15 protein-coding genes are annotated in these 17,053 nt (G+C 32.3%); 3 read left to right on the plus strand and 12 right to left on the minus strand.

Features of this window, described 5'->3' with window-relative positions:
* Window positions 1–21: 21 nt before the first annotated feature.
* On the minus strand, window positions 22–2,646 hold the full coding sequence (locus tag D1818_RS14225; RefSeq protein WP_118459671.1) for a hypothetical protein: 2,625 nt from the start codon (window positions 2,644–2,646) through the stop codon (window positions 22–24).
* Window positions 2,647–2,957: 311 nt separating this feature from the next.
* Here D1818_RS14225 and D1818_RS14230 point away from each other — a divergent pair, with 311 nt between their 5' ends.
* A complete protein-coding gene (locus D1818_RS14230; RefSeq protein ID WP_118459672.1) occupies window positions 2,958–3,611 on the plus strand; it encodes a DUF3592 domain-containing protein in 654 nt (217 codons plus the stop codon).
* Between the two features lie 10 nt (window positions 3,612–3,621).
* Here D1818_RS14230 and D1818_RS14235 read toward each other — a convergent pair whose 3' ends face one another.
* Window positions 3,622–4,317: an ABC transporter ATP-binding protein gene (locus tag D1818_RS14235; protein WP_118463738.1), complete on the minus strand. Its 696-nt coding sequence runs from the start codon at window positions 4,315–4,317 to the stop codon at window positions 3,622–3,624.
* A 4-nt stretch (window positions 4,318–4,321) separates the two neighbouring features.
* The gene (locus D1818_RS14240) at window positions 4,322–5,797 is read right to left on the minus strand and encodes a DUF5687 family protein (RefSeq protein WP_118459673.1); all 1,476 of its coding nucleotides are present in this window, start codon (window positions 5,795–5,797) and stop codon (window positions 4,322–4,324) included.
* A gap of 240 nt (window positions 5,798–6,037) precedes the next feature.
* On the opposite strand from D1818_RS14240, the gene D1818_RS14245 reads away from it, so the two are divergent.
* Window positions 6,038–7,090 carry a ferredoxin--NADP reductase gene (locus D1818_RS14245; protein ID WP_118463741.1) on the plus strand — a complete coding sequence of 351 codons (1,053 nt, stop codon included), beginning with the start codon at window positions 6,038–6,040 and terminating at the stop codon, window positions 7,088–7,090.
* Between the two features lie 85 nt (window positions 7,091–7,175).
* On the opposite strand, the gene D1818_RS14250 is transcribed toward D1818_RS14245, so the two are convergent.
* The 5 genes from D1818_RS14250 to D1818_RS14270 are packed head-to-tail and all read right to left on the minus strand — an operon-like array spanning window position 7,176 to window position 11,456.
* Window positions 7,176–8,252, minus strand: a complete 1,077-nt coding sequence (locus D1818_RS14250; protein WP_370449417.1) for a glycosyltransferase family 9 protein — start codon at window positions 8,250–8,252, stop codon at window positions 7,176–7,178.
* A 10-nt stretch (window positions 8,253–8,262) separates the two neighbouring features.
* Window positions 8,263–8,871, minus strand: coding sequence for a DUF4254 domain-containing protein (locus D1818_RS14255; protein WP_118459674.1), 609 nt, complete (start codon window positions 8,869–8,871; stop codon window positions 8,263–8,265).
* 5 nt (window positions 8,872–8,876) lie between these two features.
* The gene (locus D1818_RS14260) at window positions 8,877–9,872 is read right to left on the minus strand and encodes a DNA adenine methylase (protein WP_118459675.1); all 996 of its coding nucleotides are present in this window, start codon (window positions 9,870–9,872) and stop codon (window positions 8,877–8,879) included.
* A 22-nt stretch (window positions 9,873–9,894) separates the two neighbouring features.
* The gene (locus tag D1818_RS14265; protein WP_240338264.1) at window positions 9,895–10,578 is read right to left on the minus strand and encodes a hypothetical protein; all 684 of its coding nucleotides are present in this window, start codon (window positions 10,576–10,578) and stop codon (window positions 9,895–9,897) included.
* Window positions 10,536–11,456 carry a DUF6427 family protein gene (locus D1818_RS14270; RefSeq protein ID WP_147406151.1) on the minus strand — a complete coding sequence of 307 codons (921 nt, stop codon included), beginning with the start codon at window positions 11,454–11,456 and terminating at the stop codon, window positions 10,536–10,538. The genes D1818_RS14265 and D1818_RS14270 overlap by 43 nt, the downstream gene beginning before the upstream one ends.
* Window positions 11,457–11,569: 113 nt before the next feature.
* Here D1818_RS14270 and D1818_RS14275 point away from each other — a divergent pair, with 113 nt between their 5' ends.
* Window positions 11,570–11,803 carry a uracil phosphoribosyltransferase gene (locus D1818_RS14275; RefSeq protein WP_118459677.1) on the plus strand — a complete coding sequence of 78 codons (234 nt, stop codon included), beginning with the start codon at window positions 11,570–11,572 and terminating at the stop codon, window positions 11,801–11,803.
* A 111-nt stretch (window positions 11,804–11,914) separates the two neighbouring features.
* Here the strand turns inward: D1818_RS14275 and purD are convergent, their stop codons facing one another.
* The 4 genes from purD to D1818_RS14295 form a co-directional block, all read right to left on the minus strand.
* Window positions 11,915–13,186: a phosphoribosylamine--glycine ligase gene (gene purD, locus D1818_RS14280; protein ID WP_118459678.1), complete on the minus strand. Its 1,272-nt coding sequence runs from the start codon at window positions 13,184–13,186 to the stop codon at window positions 11,915–11,917.
* A 108-nt stretch (window positions 13,187–13,294) separates the two neighbouring features.
* Entirely contained in the window at window positions 13,295–14,560 is a 1,266-nt protein-coding gene (locus D1818_RS14285) for an O-antigen ligase (protein WP_118459679.1), read from the minus strand.
* A 153-nt stretch (window positions 14,561–14,713) separates the two neighbouring features.
* Window positions 14,714–16,066, minus strand: a complete 1,353-nt coding sequence (locus D1818_RS14290) for an exopolysaccharide biosynthesis polyprenyl glycosylphosphotransferase (RefSeq protein ID WP_118459680.1) — start codon at window positions 16,064–16,066, stop codon at window positions 14,714–14,716.
* Window positions 16,067–16,072: 6 nt separating this feature from the next.
* Complete coding sequence (locus D1818_RS14295; protein ID WP_118459681.1) at window positions 16,073–17,053, minus strand: UDP-glucuronic acid decarboxylase family protein; 981 nt, start codon at window positions 17,051–17,053, stop codon at window positions 16,073–16,075.

The raw sequence follows: 17,053 nt of genomic DNA on the forward strand, positions 1-17,053 counted from the left end.
TTACTGGGGGGATTAAAATTATTATTCTGATTTAGGCTCTAAATATTTATCTAGATTCTTATGTATCTGGATAATTCTATAATTAGGTGATGCTATTACAAAAAATTCTTTGTTCACCTTTTCATAATATTTCTTTTTTCTATTCCATTTTGTAAGATCTGCTCCTCTTGTATCTTCTATTTTACCAATAATTAAAAGTTCAGCCATACCTTCTGCTCCTAATTTATCTCTTTTGGTATGGATTACTACAAACTGTTGATCCTTAGTATAGATATCTAAAGAAACTTTCATTTTATCATACCTAAGATCTTTTACAATCGCCTCCAGCCGTTCCTTTAACTCTTGTGCCTGATTGTCTCCAAATCTAGAAAATGCATATACCAGCTTATGATTTTTTTCGCCCTCAATACCCTCTTTAAAATCACTGCTCTGAATTTGAGGAATCGTAGTTTGATATATTAATTGTGCTTTTTTCCCTTCTGGGCTTTGAGGGTAATTTAGTGAAACATAGTTTAGCGCTTCTTTATATGCCTCAAACCCTTTATAGCGACCAATTGCCTGCGCTTTCAATAACTCAAATTTCGGAACAAAATCTTCTCCGCCAAATTTGGTAATTAACTCATCACTTTCTTTAATCACTCCAGCATATTTCTGATTTTTAAAATCTCTATACAATCTATTGTACATAGATTCTGGACTGTTTTGATCGTCCTTTAATGCTTCATCAGGATTTTGAAGAATTTTTGCATAACGAGAATCTCCATGCGTATTAATAATATCCTGTTTAAGTTCGTTTGATTTTGTTATATCTCCTTGTAAAAGGTATATTTTATACAAATTATATTTAGAAGGCACGATTAGGCGTTCTTCGGGATTACTTTTCAAAAGATTTTCAAACTTATCTATCGACAATCCATACTCCTGAAATTTCTCTTTATATATAACACCTAACTGATAATACGCAAAATTTCTATCGGTCTGTAAACTGTCTAAAACTACCTGATCGGTTGGTAATTGTGTAATATATGTTTGCGGATCAAAAGTAGGATCAGTATCTATAGAGTATTCATCTACTTCAGTCTGATCCACATTAGATACAGCACTAGGATTGGTGATGCTGGAAATCCTCCAATTATCCTGTAATTCTCGATTTCCAAAAGTTCTTTTGAAAGCAGTTTTTCCATAAGCTACCGTAGTCGGATTATAGAAATAAAATTTCCCTCCTTCTTCTGGATTTGGACCACCACTATTTCCTAATCCTGTTTTTGGTTGACTAAATCGTTGCTCATTAGGAAGTTCTCCTTTTATTCTTGCTATTTCCGCTGCTTCCTGAGCAGCAATGGCTTCTGCCTTTATTTTTTCTGTATATTCCGAGTAGTATGCTATTCTTTCTTCTGGGGACATTGCCACTACAGATAAAATACTATCGTTAGTCTTTGCAATTCCTTCATATAAAATGACATCATCCAGATTTACTCTTTTCTTTTTAAGCACTCGATATTTTTTAGAATCTACCACCATACGTTCTAGCGTACTATCATAATAAGCGCCGGCGATAGCATATTCTTTAGCATCAAAATTAATATCACCTAAAGCCTTATAATTCAGTGATTCCAAATGCTTATCTTCAAGCTTGGTTCTTAGCGATTTGTTGTAATTTTCTACAGCTAAGTCAATAGAATCCAATGTATTAAAATATACTGCCTTTTGATTATAAATTTTATCAAGGAAAGGTCTGTTCTCTCTATTTTCCTCTAAATCTGTAAGAAGTTCTAGAAATTCTACCTTATTCCCCGTTTCGTAGTTAAAATTTCTTGCCTTTGCCATATAAGCATTAAGCATATATCGTCTAGGTGTTTTTCTATTAAGCTCAATAACCTGATCAAAGGCATAATTAGCACTGTCTTTATATCCTAATTGATTAAGTAGTTGACCTTTTATATATAAATACCTTCCTTTTTCCTCATTATTCTTAGAATGGATAGCCGCTTTACTAATATATGTTACAGCAGAATCTTTCTGTTCCAAATTGATATAAGCCTGAGCGATCATGGCCACAGCATCAGAATAGTCCTGAGCTTCCATGTACTCTTCTTCTACCATCTTCATCAGATCCTCAACAGCCTTTTCATTATTATCCAAACGAAGATTGGTTTTTGCTCTCCAGACCTTAGCGTGATTAATATTATTACTCGTGGGGTATTTATATAATATATAATTAAAGGCTTCTAAAGCAGGGATAAAACGCTGTTCGTTATATCTGGCTTTTCCTAAAAGTAAGAAAGATTCATCGATTTTAGGATTTCGCTCTCTATCATCAATAAGCATACTATGCTTCTGAATTGCTTTTGCAGCTTTTTCCTCGGCTTTATCAAAATTCTGATTTAGTACTTCGTTAGGTAATCTAACATCTTCACTAACAATCAGCCTCTCTACCGGAAGAAGTTCCCAAAAATTATCTCTGTATGTTTGTACAATATCTTGTTTTCCTTTTTCGAAAGCTACTCTACCATTATACAGGGTATTGTTTTTGGTGGTAACATCATGCCAGGTTCTATTAGTCCATTTGTCTTTTTTACGTGAACAACTAAACCCAACTGCTATTAGGAGAAGTACAACGATGATTTGTGATAATTTTCTGTTCAAAATCTCAATAATTTATACGCTGATAACTTAAAAACTTGCGTTTTAGTGCATCAGAACAGCACAAAAATAATGTGTGAGATGTAAAAATACATTTCTTTCTGTAAAAAATAGGTTATTAACAACTTTTTCTCATTGGGTTCTTGCTTTTATTATATCTTCCAAAGTTGTTAACAATTTGCCTTTCAGAAAGAAGAACATCTTTCAATTTTTTTGCCTTTTAAGATAATAAACAAAAAAATCACCGAATACAGTGTATTACTACTATTTAGATTTATAGATCTTCGCGATTCATTTTTAACCAACCTAACATCATGAGAATCATAGAAATTCCTATTGACGATATAGAAATCATAAAGATTTTTTTGAATTCTAACAAAAAACTGGAAGCAATAAAATACATTATAGATACTTATGAATTATCAATGCGCGATGCGAATAGGGTTGTTAAAAAAATAATCGCCAATTCAGAATTAAAGGTTATTAAAATTGAAGTAAGGCCAAATTTTCAAAGAGAAGTCAATACTTCATTACGCAGTAAAACATCTGAAATCATGTACTATTTATTGCTTTTTGTTGGACTTTGTTTATTGGTCGGAGGAATATATAATCTTGGTAAAACATTAAATTCTTTAGCCCAAACTGAAAAAACAAATGCTACTATAATCAGATATGAATCTCATCTTTCGGTTACGAATAGCGATAACAGAAAAATTATGCAAACTATGTATAAACCTGTAATGCAATTTACTTTTAGGAATAAGGTTTATGAGCGCAAAACAAAAACTTCTTCATCTTCCAAGGACTTTGTCATTGACGAACAAGTTTCTGTTTACATACATAAAGATTTTCCAGCAGTTAATGAAATCTATTTAGATGATTTCATAGAAAAATATGGGCTAGCGGTAGCTCTTCTTTTATTTGGCGTTTTGATTACGGGAGCAGGATTTATTGTGAAAAAATTCTAAATCTTTTTTGTTACTTATTAAAATGCTCCTCTAGCTCTTTTAATGTTTCTGTTGAAGTCGCAAGATCTTTAACCACCTCTCCTTTATCCAGCACCACAATGCGCTCACAGACTTCGGTTACGTGCATTAAATCATGACTAGAAACCAAAACAGTAACATTAGGGTCTGCAGCCAAATCTTTGATAATTTTCTTTAAACGAATTTGAGTGGTAGGATCCAAATTAGCAAACGGTTCATCCAGAATAATAACTTCTGGATTACCAATTAGCGCTGCTACTATTCCTGCTTTCTTTTGATTTCCCTTAGAGAGATCTCTTAAATACTTCTTTTGCCCTAAAATTTCTCCATGAAAGAAATCTTCAAACTCGGCAAGCAAAGCATCCACATCCGCTTTATTTTGACCACGAAGTTCTCCTATAAAATAAAAATACTCTTCTGCAGTAAGATATCCAATCAAGAACGTTTCATCAATAAATGCAGAGGTGATAGCTTTCCAGTCTTCACTTTCACTAACCTTAATACCACTGTTTTCAATATGACCCGTAGTAGGTCTAATTAAATCAAGTAAAGCGCTAAACAATGTTGTTTTTCCTGCTCCATTATTCCCTACCAACCCGAAACTATCTCCTTTTGGTATTTCTAAGTGTTCGATATTCAACACTGTATTTCCCGCATATGTCTTCGTAATATTATGTATTCCTATCATCTTCTTATTTTTTTTGTTTGTATGCCCAGATTGTTTTGTACTTCTCTGTTCTATAAATTCTTTCAATTTTATCAAAAACCATATTTCTGAATGCAAAACCTGCAATTCCCGCAACGGCTACTAATAAGTAACCCGCATATGGACTGTATGCATAGTGTCCGATTGCATATAATATCATTGGTAAAGCTAATTTTGGTAATGACAGCATTAGTGTTTTTATGTTGAATGCTTGTTTATCACCAAATGCCTTTTTATTACTAGTAAGGTCTATAGGTGTTTTTACATAAGCACCTGCCCACAAAACCACATGAGAATTTACTCCCATATTAAATATTGCGCCTACAACAACTGCCAAATATGCCTCCCAGCCAAAATACAAATAACCTGATGCCAGAATAGCAGAGATAAATGTAGCCATTACCATCAACCACCATTTAGAAGATAGATATTCTCTGTATTTAATATTTTGACTCATCATCAAGGGATAATAGGAACTATCCCAGCTCGGCACAAATTGCCCAAAACTCATCAAGAAACCTCCGGAAACAAAAATACCTGCAAATATTCTCCAAACGGGTCCGTCATAAACTTCTACTTTTCCTGTGAAGAATAACAGACCATAAAAAAGAAATAATATACTCACTAATACAGTAGTTTTAGCTCTTTTATTTCTTTTAATCAGTTTAATGTCATTTTTTAGAAATACTGCGGTTTTACCGAATCTATCCAACCATTCTAAATTTTCGGTTTTTACGGTTTCAGATTTCGTTGCCAATCCAGCGTCTAGGTATAAATCTTTAACAAAAGATGTAAAGGCAATGATATACAATACTATTGCAGCTACTATAGGCAATGCAAACAAAAATTTAGATTCATATAAACCTTGGAAAAATGGAGCGGTATATAGTGTAACATCGAAGTACCCAAAATAATGCAGTCCTCCTAAAACCGCCATAACTCCTCCAACACCATAAATAAGACCGTCTTTATTGTTTAATAAAATATTCAGGAAATTGTTGGCATATGTTAATGCAATTAACCCAACATTCCATAATAATACGTTTAGCACTGGAGCGTTTCCTTCTGCAATTAATAGCACGGAAAATGGAACGAAAAAGAACGCATGTATAATATTGAAAAAAGACAACATCGTTTTACCCAACGCAAAAGAAACAATTTTGTTCTTGGTAAAAGGTAGAATCAATAAGGGTGTTATATTGATTACCGGCATTTTTTGTAAGGCATATCTAAAAATAAGATCAAACGCCCACCAATAAACCAAAAACTTACTAACCACTGTTAACGGATCTAGACATAGGTCTTCGCTGATATATTTATACGCAATAAAGCTCCCTCCCATCATCATCAATATAAAATAGACTGCCCAAAAACCCATAAAGATTTTCATCCAAAGTCCTGATGAAGCAGATGCGGATCGCCAAAAGGATTTCCACTGTAATGAAATAAAGTGTTTAAACATAGTTGTGATAGTTTTAAAAGAAATTAGGAAAAACTTCTTATACTATTTAGTAAGCAAAAAATAGATTTTGTTACAAAATAATTTCATTAAGCTTTTAATTATAGTCATTTAATCTTCTTCAAAGCAGTTAACTTTGTTATTTTTGCAAAAAATTATTGATCCACGAAAAACAATAGGATTTTAATGATTTCTTCTGAAAACTTAAAATCAAGTATTCAGCTTAAAGTTTATCACATTGCTATGTCAGATTTTCATACACTTACTATAAAAAATATTACCAGAGAAACTCCAAAAGCAGTTTCTATAGAGTTTGAAGTTCCTTCACAATTAAAGAAAGATTATTCCTTTACTGCGGGGCAATACATTACCATTAAAACAGAAGTTAATGGTAAAGAAATAAGAAGAGCATATTCCATTTGTTCTTCACCAAACAGTGAATCTCTTCGGGTAGCAGTAAAGGAAATTGAAGGTGGTACCTTTTCGGCAATCGCCAATAATAAACTAAAAGCAGGTGACACTCTAGACGTTCATACTCCAGAAGGAAATTTTTTATTAAAATCAAATCCAACCGCAAATAATACGTATGCTGCATTTGCTGCAGGAAGTGGTATTACTCCCGTAATGAGTATGATCAAAACCGTACTTGAAGAAGAACCTAATAGTAAATTTGTTTTGGTTTACGGAAATCGAACTCCTACTGAAACTATATTTTTTAAAGAGCTTCTTGCATTACAAGCACAACATCCAGAAAGATTATTTATTGAGTTTTTCTATAGTAGAAGTGACGAAGAAGGAGCACGTTTTGGAAGAATAGAAAAATCAACAATCAATTATATCACCAAGAATAAATTCAAGGACACTAATTTTGAAGCCTTTTACCTTTGTGGACCTGAAGAAATGATCAATACGGTTACAAATGTTTTACTGGAAAATGGTATTTCTAAAGAAAAAGTGCATTTTGAGCTTTTTACTAGTAGTACAGAAACGACTGAAATTGACGCTAATTTAGAAGGAAAAACAGCTATTACGATACTAGTTGATGATGAAGAGACTTCTTTTGTAATGGATCAGAAAAAGACTATTCTTGATGCAGCTTTAGAAGAAGATATTGATGCTCCGTATTCTTGTCAAGGAGGTGTTTGTAGTTCTTGTATTTGCAAAATCACAGAAGGTAGTGCTGTTATGGAAAAAAATAGCATTCTTACTGATGGAGAACTTGCCGAAGGCTTAGTACTGGCTTGCCAAGCACATCCTACCTCATCGACCATAAAGGTGGATTTTGATGATGTTTAGGTTAGTGAAATAGAAAAAATAATATTCCTTTTCAAAAAATGGATTCCAGCCTACGCTGGAATGACAAAGTAATTTCTAGAAAAAATTAAAGTTTATTTATGGCTTCGATAACAGTTTCGGGTTTGATTGTATACATTACCTTTTCGTATCCTTCGGGAACCTTGTTTCCATAAATTGATGTAGGGATTTGGTCATACTTTGCCAGATTAGGCAAAATTGCCCTTTCTAAAGGTTGCTCAAAAGGCATAAAACCAGCAAAAGGATGTGTAACTCCCCAAAGCGTTATTGTAGGCACTCCGTACATCGCTGCTAAATGGGCATTCCCGCTATCCATAGATAACATTGCATCCAGATTTCCTATAAGTTTTAGTTCATCTTCAAAAGAGAGTTTACCAGCAACATTGATTACATTTTTATATTTACTCTCCATATTATTGAGCAAGTCTATTTCTTTTTTTCCACCGCCAAACAGCAATATTTCATAAACATCACCTTGATCTAGTTGTTCAATAACCTCTACCATTAATTCTAATGGATATACTTTACTTTCATACTGGGCAAAAGGTGCAATTCCGAGCCATTTTTTAGTAGAATTCGCAGTTAGTTTAAGAATCTCTGGGGTTAATGTGGTTTTCCCGGGAAACGTATGTCTTTCCAAACTTATTGGGTATCCTAATGCTTCAAAAACATCCGCGTATCGCTGATGTGTTGTTTTTAATTGTTTAAACTCCTTATTTACGGGTCTAGTTAATGCTTTTTTCTCCGCTCTTCCTTTATCAATTTGTACTACTTTAATCCCTCGTAGTGCGAAAAACTTCTTAAGAATATTTGATCGCAATACATTATGTAAATCGGCTACTGCAGTTATGCCGAGTCCTCTTAATTCTTTAGAGAGTTTAGACAACCCAAAAAAACCTTTGTGCTTTCCTTCTACATCTGCATGATATATTTCTAGGTTATCAATCCCAGAAAATATTGGTTCAAAGAATTTTCTGGTAAGCACAGTAATCTTAACATTAGGATATTGCACTCTAAAAGTTCGCAATATGGGAACAGTCATGGCCACATCTCCCATTGCAGACAATCGAATGACCAAAATATGAGCATCAAAGCCCTTAGATAGGGCTTTGTTACTTTTTATTATGTTTTTATTTTTACTCAAAAATATGTTCCTATTTCTCTCCTCGTAAAACTGGATTTAACTCATCATCGTTATACATTTTCATCTGCTTATAGACTTTCATGTATTTATCTCCTTTCTCTATATCCTTTAACAAGGTATCTATTGCAGTAGAAAGATCTACTTGTTGCTCTAGTAATACATTGTACTTCTTTTGGCAAGCAGCTTTGTGGGTGTCTGATGCACCTTCTCTAACTGTTTCTTCGTGCATATGATACACTTTCAGCGCTAAGATTGATAATCGATCTACTCCCCAAGCTGGGCTTTCTGTATTTATTGTTGCATTCTCTTTAGGAATAACATCCTTGTATGTTTCTAAAAAATAGCTATCAATATACTCCACCATATCTGTACGATCTTGATTGGATGCATCAATCTGTCTTTTTAAGGTTAATGCTGCTACTGGATCAATTTGCGGATCACGAATAATGTCTTCATAGTGCCATTGTACCGTGTCAATCCAACACTTACGATATAATAAATGTTCTATCTGCTGTGATTTGCTGTCGTATGGGTTAGAAAAATCCTGATCTACGCGGTCAATCACGTGATACATGTCTATAACTTCTTTAAAAATCTTGTTTGCTTTATCTGTAAACATTGCTTTTATTTTTCTAAGATGTGTAAATATTCTGTTGTCTTTGTCGCTTTATGATTTCTATTTTCGGTTTTATCCGCTTTAAATCTCTGATATGAAGTAGTTACCAAATCATATCTCCCATAACGCTTCATAATTTGCCTTATTTCTTTTTCTGTCATTAAGCCTTCATTATTATAACTAAGAAAAATGTAGTTGAATTTTGAATTTCTGATTAATTCTTCAAAAGTTAATGCTACTTCACCTTTTTTACAATAATTCGATCTTTCATAAGGCCGTAAACCTGTTTTTCCGGCAGGTACAAAGGTATCATATTTTGCAATAGTATTTAGCATATGATAATTGGCTCCGTATTGCCTGGCGTTATATGGTGGGTCGAGATACAAAACATCTCCTTCTATATTGTTAATCAAAACGTTACTATCCTGATTATAGACTTGGTGCTGATTTTCTGTAATTTCGAAATTAGCTGAAATAATCTCTATTTCTTTTTGTGCTGTTTTCTTTAATTCTTTTAGATATGCACCATATACTGAAGCTGTATTAGCAACTTTATCGGCACTTTCTAATAGTGATGCTAATAAAAAATAATACATGTCTTCATTAATTTCTCCAACTTCCTTCCAGTGTGCTATCTGTATTCTCGCCGCATCTATCTTACGACCATTATCATTACTAAAATACAGACGTTCTGATGCTCCGCCATTACAATAGTTCTTATAAACGAACCCTTTTTTTCCTTCTAGTAGATTTAATTCGGTAATATATTCTGAAGCTTCTAAGGGAAGATAGTTTCCAATATAATTTCGATTTAAGGCGTAGCTATAGTACTCTAAATCATTAGATATCACTTGTTTTACGGATGTTTTAAAACTTCTTCCTACAATACCCGTTCCCGCAAAAAGATCACAAAACACTTTGTTTTTTAGTGCGCCACTAACTGTTTCCTGAACAGAAGTTTTGATAAAATCAGAGAGTTTATATTTAGAACCGATATAATTCATTTCTTATACAACCTATATCATTTTATTTTATCGCCCATATTAACCCTGCCTTTGTAATTTTATAAGGTTGTAACTGCAATCTAAATAATTTTGAGTCGTCAAATGTAGCAACATATGTTGAGATAATATCTTTAAGCCAAGAAATTTGTGCTTTTAACTTCCAATGCTCCCCATTATTTGCATATACAACAACAAACATTCTGTTTTCTAGGTGATTTCTCTGTTGTTGACTTTGATTAGTATACAACCAGTTAACAAGCTCATTAGGGTGATTTTGAGCATATTCTAGCGACTTTTTAAAGCCTTTTGGAAAAACACTCGTCTTGTGATCAAATTTCTCCCCAAAAAGAGAAAAATCTACCAGTTTGTTCTTTCTATTTTGGATAGGAATGACTCCGTCTAGATCCGCGAAAATTAATTCTACTGCCAAAGCGCTCCAGTAGTTATACCATCGATTGATTGTGTAGTAAAAGAATTCGTTTTTATTTATTTTAAACTTTGAAGCGACTTCAGAAATTTTTGGCATTAGATCTTCCCATTTTACCGTTGTGTAAATAAAACCACTGTAGTTATCCCAAGCGTCATTTTGAATCCTATACCATACATATTTATATGACAACCTATATTGTAGTTCTGATTCTAACGTTTCTAAATAAGATGTGTTCAAAATAGCAAAAACATAAATGGTAATAAGAGAAACACCCAAAAATTAATTTCTTGCAGAAACTTGCCGTGATCCATTTCTAAATAGGTTGTACCTATAATTGCCAAAGGACATGCTATAAAAACCATTTCTGCGGTATTTTTATTTGGAACGATCATTACAATAGCTATTGCAATCAACAATTGTGAAATAATCAGCTTTAGGAAAGGTTTTGATTTTGTCGGTTTTCTGTTAAATTTTATCAAGTATATCGTGAAGAAAAACAATGTACAAATCGTTAAAACTCCAATAGAAAAAACACCTCCTTTATAAGCATATCCTTCAACAGAGAATGATATTGGTTCTATGTATTCTGTAATCACAAAAAATGAATCATAAAATAGTAAGGTGAAACAATTGGATATCAAGTATACAATCAATAATCCAATTATTGGAATAATCCAGTTTCTATAATTTTTCGGTTCGAAATAAAAAATCCCTAAAAACACAATAGCAATGAAACCAATACTCCAAAAATATGCTATAGAAGCTACCCCAATACATAAAGATGCGTCTAGAATATTAGATTTAATATGCTTACCATTTCTTAAATTCAACACACTTCTCATTCCCAAAACAACAAATAGATTTGATAATAGTAAAGCTGCATTGGTTAGAGAACTAGGTAATATGGTTGTCAGAAAAACAAATAGCATTATTGTATTTGTGCTTTTTTGGGTTAGATCATTCTTCTGGGTTATTAGGTTTACAGCAAGCATTGTCAAACCGTAGGCCATAAATCCGCCAAAAAACATAAGAAGCGTACTGTAATTTAGGGTAAAACCTTTTTTATAATATGCGATTGCATACAACACAAACATATATAAAGCAACGATTATAAAATTAATCGGTTTTGATTTACTAAAAAAGCTTGATAACACTACTATTTTTTATATTTTTGCACCAAACAATATATCATTGTTTTTAATTATAATATAACTAATTTATAAAAAGTTTTCGTTTAACTTTTTGTAATGAAAATGAAGATCATATTATGAAAGATTTTTTTGAAGCTATTGCAGCTCTATTTGTAGATGTACTTTTTGCTCCTATGGACGCTCTAAGATCTTTAGAGTTAGAAAGTTGGGGTGCTGCCAATATTGTTAATTGGTTATTTATGGGTATCGGTTTTGTGGCTTTTTTCTATTGGATGAAGGAGTTGAAAAAATTTAATGATAATAATGAAGAAGATAGAGATCCAAAAGCTCATTCATTTTTGAAGCCCTAGTATTTTCTATCGAAATAAAATATTGAAGAAGTTTTTGTTTCTACATAAAAAAGTCAAGTGATGAAAATTCATCACTTGACTTTTTTATACTATCTATTTAAATAGAAAATACTACAGATCAAAACCGAGATCCTTTCTGTAGTACATTTTATCAAAATGCAACTTCTCTATATTATGATAGGATTTTTTTAGCGCCTCTCTAAAATCATCATCAAAAGAGGTTACTGCAATCACACGCCCCCCATTAGTGACCACTTTATTTTCGTTAAGCTTAGTTCCTGCATGAAAAACTATCGAGTCAGAGATTTCATCAATTCCTGTAATTTCTTTGCCTTTCTCGTATGCTTCAGGATATCCTCCTGAAACCGTCATTACCGTGGTAGCACTTCTAGGATCTATTTCGATCTCTACTTGATCCAAAGTTTGATCAGATACGTGTTTAAATAAAGATACTAAATCAGTTTTCACCCTTGGTAATACCGCTTCCGTTTCTGGATCTCCCATTCGCACATTGTATTCTATCACCTTAGGATCGTTTCCTACTTTAATCAATCCTATAAAAATAAAACCTTTATAATCGATTTTTTCTTTTGTAAGACCTTCTACTGTAGGTTTAATAATTTGTTCTTCAATCTTATTCATAAAAGTTTCATCTGCAAAAGGAACTGGAGATATTGCTCCCATTCCCCCAGTATTCAAACCTTTATCTCCTTCTCCAATACGTTTATAATCTTTGGCTGTTGGCAATGTCACATAGTTTTTACCATCAGTCAGCACAAAAACGCTTAATTCGATTCCATCCAGAAATTCTTCAATAACAACCTTTTCACTTGCAGCGCCAAACTTTTTGTTGGTTAGCATATTTTCAAGCTCTGTTTTGGCTTCTTCAATATCCTGAAGAATAAGCACTCCTTTTCCTGCTGCGAGACCATCTGCTTTTAATACATAAGGGGCACTTAAAGTTTCTAGAAATTGTTTTCCTTCATTAACAGTATTTGCTGTAAAACTTTGGTACGCCGCAGTAGGAATATTATGTCTAATTAAAAATTCCTTAGCGTATTCTTTACTACCTTCTAATCTTGCTCCTTCTTTTGATGGCCCGATAACCGATATACTCTTTAGGTCATTGTCTTCAGCGAAGAAATCGGTTATTCCTTGCACTAAAGGATCCTCAGGACCTACGACAACCATGTCGATCTTTTCGTTTAATACCAGTTCTTTTATAGCCGTAAAATCTGTTACAGATATTGCCAAATTAGTAGCAATATTTGCAGTTCCTGCATTTCCAGGTGCAACAAATAACTTTTCACATAAATTACTTTGAGCAATCTTATATGCGAATGTGTGTTCTCTCCCTCCAGATCCTAATACTAAAATGTTCATTTTTTAATGGTTGTTTAATGGCTAAATATTAAGCATTCAAAAATAGTTCTTTACCTCTTTTCTAACTAATAATTTTCAAGTCTATTTCGCTTAATTTAATATCACTTACTACACGGAAACATTCCGTATGATCCTACTACTTAAAATACTTCTCTTTTTTAGTAATAATGGAATAACAATAGAGAAGAATACAATCCCATTAAATCTAACCAACATAGATTCGAAGATTAGTGATATAAAAAGTATTAAGAAAACTGAAAATTCATTTCTACTTCTTTTCATATGTATTGCCAATAAAATAAAAATGGTAACTAAGACTCCAAATCCAATAACTCCTGTCTGAAGGAATGTTTGAAGAAACTGATTGTGCGCATTATACTTATTTTCATAGTTATAAGTATATCTTAATTCTTTATATTTTTTGATCAAAATATCATTTGCATCTCCGATTCCATATCCTAATAATGGTGCTTCCTTAATTAACTTTATACTGGCGTCCCATGACAGTAACCTTGCTTTTTCTGATGTAGAATTATCATACTCAATAATATTCCCGAAATCTTTGACTTTAGAATAAAAATCAAAAACTCGAGGGTTGTTTAAAAAAACAATTAATCCCAAAAGAAGCATAATAAACATAGTATGCTTTCTGCTCTTATCCTTAATGTTAAATGTTAGTAATATTGACATTATTACTAATATCACATAAGCAGCTATAGATGCTAATAAAAACAAATAAAGAAATAGAAGAACAACGATAAACGTCCTTAGTCTTGTATCCAAACTATTTTTCAGGTAATAGCTTAACACTAATAAAATATAAAGTGAAAGATAACTAGGGTTGATTAGTTTAGAAAACTCATCTCCAACAAAATAGTTCCATCCGTGTGTAAGTATATCTATAAATGCGGTAAGATCATCCATTGAAATTTCAAATGAAAACCCTCCTTTTATAATAGATGCTGAATTGTATATACTTATTGAAAAATTTATGAAAAATGAGATAACCAATCCCAAAAGTAAAAAATCAAATAACTTTCTTACCGTAGATGCGTCTTCTTTAACAAAAAGAAAAATTAACGGAAATAAGAACAACGACAAGGATCGCTGTAAAATGTTTAATCCATCAGAAATATTATCTGTATAGAAAAGACTAAATGACATTATTATAAAATACAGTGGAAATAGTAATATTATTTTGTTATCCAGATCGAACTTTTTTCCTGATTTTAAAATATTTATCAAGCCAAGAATAATGGAAATTGCTAAAAATGGAGTTGGAAGGTTAATTCCTAAAGGCAACAATAAAAAAGCGATATAGAGACTATTCCAGAAAATAGTAAGTACCAAGTTATCGTCGTGTTTATAAAACATTTCGGAAAGCTCGTTTATTTTTTTATTTACTCTCACTTCTTTGAGTCTAATTATGTGATATGAGTGTTATGTTAAAAGTAAATATGTTCTCAAAAGATCAAGCAATCCTGCTTGTAACTTTCTATTTACCTCGTTTTAGAGAGTTATATTTCATTAATATGCTTTTTCTTGTCCTTTTATAAGATTAATTATAGTATCAACTATAATTTTTGAATCCAGTAGTAAAGACCAATTTTCTATATAAAAAATATCATATTTAATACGATTTACAATATCTTCATTATTCTCCACTTCTCCTCTATACCCTTTTACCTGAGCCATTCCTGTTATCCCTGGTTTAACCGAATGGCGGAAAACAAAATTATATTTATCAATTCTTTTTCCGTAATCCTTCGTATATGAAATCATATGTGGCCTAGGCCCCACTACAGACATATCCCCAAAAAGAACATTAAAAAATTGTGGTAGTTCATCTATACTTGTTCGTCTTATAAAACGTCCTATTTTGGTAACTCTGTTATCCTCTTTCTTTACCTGTACAAGATCCGAGAAATTTTCATCTCTCATTGACCTAAATTTATAACAAACAAACTCTTTGTAATTGATTCCATTTCTTCTGTGACTATAAATTAATGGTCCTTTGGATTCTATTTTTATGAGAACATACAATAAGGGTATTAACCAAGAGAGGATTAAAATGATAACTAACAAGGAAAAAACAATATCAAAACCTCTCTTAACTGCTCTATTTGTAGCGCTATTTAATGATACATCTGGAATTGATAATACAGGTAAGTATTCATAATAATCGGTTTTGAGTCGCTTGGAAAAAATACGCTGTGAATTCGGTATAAACTTAAGAACACAGTAATTTTGATCAGCATATTTTACATATTCGTTTACTACTTCATCCGAAATTTCATCAATCGAGCAATATATTTCATCAACATCTTCTCTCTCCAAAAAATCTAAACTATCTTGTATTTTGTTTGTGAGTTCATTTGAGAAAACCTCTAATACCTGATACCCTAGGTCTTTTCTTTTAGCAAAAAAGGTTTTGAGTTGCTGCGCACTTTTATTGTTCCCAATAATAATCACTCTCCTATTATTTCCACCTAAATAAGAACGATATCTTCTAAGTGCATAATATGTAATTACCTTAACAACTCCTACCGAGGAAATAGTAGCCAAAATAAAATAAAACGTATCCTTTACTGAGAAGAAATTTATTTTAAGCAACCCAAAATAAGCATATAGAAGAATAATGATTAGTAATCCTTGCCGAATTAATAAGGAAACAATCGTAATTATTTTAGTAAATCGATATACTCCATAAAAACTCAATAAATATGAAGAAACCAACCAAACAACTGACAAAAATAAATAAACCTGATTTGAAACTATATTATTAAGAAAGTAGTAAGAGGAAGCTAATAGTATTATGAGATCAATTACTATAAGTATTGGTCTAATTAAAAATGAATATCCTCCTCTTTTATGGTGCATCCTACATCAAGAATAAGATGAAAAATCCTTATGTTCACTTCTATATAATTCTTCTTGAGAAAGACCTTTAAAATATTCTAAAGTACGTCTCATTCCTTCGGATCTTTCAATTTCTGGTTCCCATTTCAAAATTTCTTTAGCCCTTGTAATATCAGGCTGCCTTTGCAAAGGATCATTAACAGGAAGTGGCTTATAAATTACTTTTTGATCAGTTCCAGTTAATTTTATAATCTCTTCAGCAAAGTCTTTAATTGTAATTTCGTTAGGGTTACCAACATTCACAGGATACACATAATCACTAAACAATAATCTATAAATCCCTTCGATTAAATCATCTACATAACAAAAAGAACGAGTCTGTAAACCTTCTCCAAAAACAGTAAGATCCTCTCCTCGTAATGCTTGTCCTATAAAAGCAGGAACTACCCTTCCATCATTCAACCTCATTCGTGGACCATATGTATTAAAAATACGAACAATTCTAGTCTCCACTTTATGATACGTATGATACGCCATCGTTATAGATTCTTGAAATCGCTTTGCTTCATCATAAACTCCACGAGGTCCAATAGTATTTACATTACCGTAATAATCCTCTGTTTGAGGATGCACTAATGGATCGCCATATACTTCACTAGTAGAAGCGATTAGTATTCTTGATCCCTTCTCTTTTGCTAAACCTAAAAGATTATGCGTTCCCAAAGATCCAACCTTTAATGTCTGAATTGGAATTTTAAGATAATCAATTGGACTAGCTGGAGAGGCAAAATGTAATATATAATCTAAATTACCTGGGACATGAACAAATTTTGAAACATCATGATTGTAAAACTCAAAGTTTTTTAATTTAAATAGATGTTCAATATTTTTTAAGTCACCAGTGATTAGGTTATCCATTCCGATAACGTGATACCCTTCTTTAATAAACCGATCACAAAGATGTGACCCTAAAAAACCCGCTGCTCCTGTAATTAGAACTTTCTTCAT

Origin of the sequence: Aquimarina sp. BL5 (assembly GCF_003443675.1) — a bacterium.
Lineage (GTDB): Bacteria > Bacteroidota > Bacteroidia > Flavobacteriales > Flavobacteriaceae > Aquimarina.

Excerpts from the sequence above, each read along its gene's own strand:
- D1818_RS14230 (WP_118459672.1), top strand. The coding sequence starts at position 2,958 with ATGAGAATCATAGAAATTCCTATTGACGATATAGAAATCATAAAGATT.
- D1818_RS14235 (WP_118463738.1), bottom strand. The coding sequence starts at position 4,317 with ATGATAGGAATACATAATATTACGAAGACATATGCGGGAAATACAGTG.
- D1818_RS14240 (WP_118459673.1), bottom strand. The coding sequence starts at position 5,797 with ATGTTTAAACACTTTATTTCATTACAGTGGAAATCCTTTTGGCGATCC.
- D1818_RS14245 (WP_118463741.1), top strand. The coding sequence starts at position 6,038 with ATGTCAGATTTTCATACACTTACTATAAAAAATATTACCAGAGAAACT.
- D1818_RS14255 (WP_118459674.1), bottom strand. The coding sequence starts at position 8,871 with ATGTTTACAGATAAAGCAAACAAGATTTTTAAAGAAGTTATAGACATG.
- D1818_RS14260 (WP_118459675.1), bottom strand. The coding sequence starts at position 9,872 with ATGAATTATATCGGTTCTAAATATAAACTCTCTGATTTTATCAAAACT.
- D1818_RS14275 (WP_118459677.1), top strand. The coding sequence starts at position 11,570 with ATGAAAGATTTTTTTGAAGCTATTGCAGCTCTATTTGTAGATGTACTT.
- purD (WP_118459678.1), bottom strand. The coding sequence starts at position 13,186 with ATGAACATTTTAGTATTAGGATCTGGAGGGAGAGAACACACATTCGCA.
- D1818_RS14285 (WP_118459679.1), bottom strand. The coding sequence starts at position 14,560 with ATGTTTTATAAACACGACGATAACTTGGTACTTACTATTTTCTGGAAT.
- D1818_RS14290 (WP_118459680.1), bottom strand. The coding sequence starts at position 16,066 with ATGCACCATAAAAGAGGAGGATATTCATTTTTAATTAGACCAATACTT.
- D1818_RS14295 (WP_118459681.1), bottom strand. The coding sequence starts at position 17,053 with ATGAAGAAAGTTCTAATTACAGGAGCAGCGGGTTTTTTAGGGTCACAT.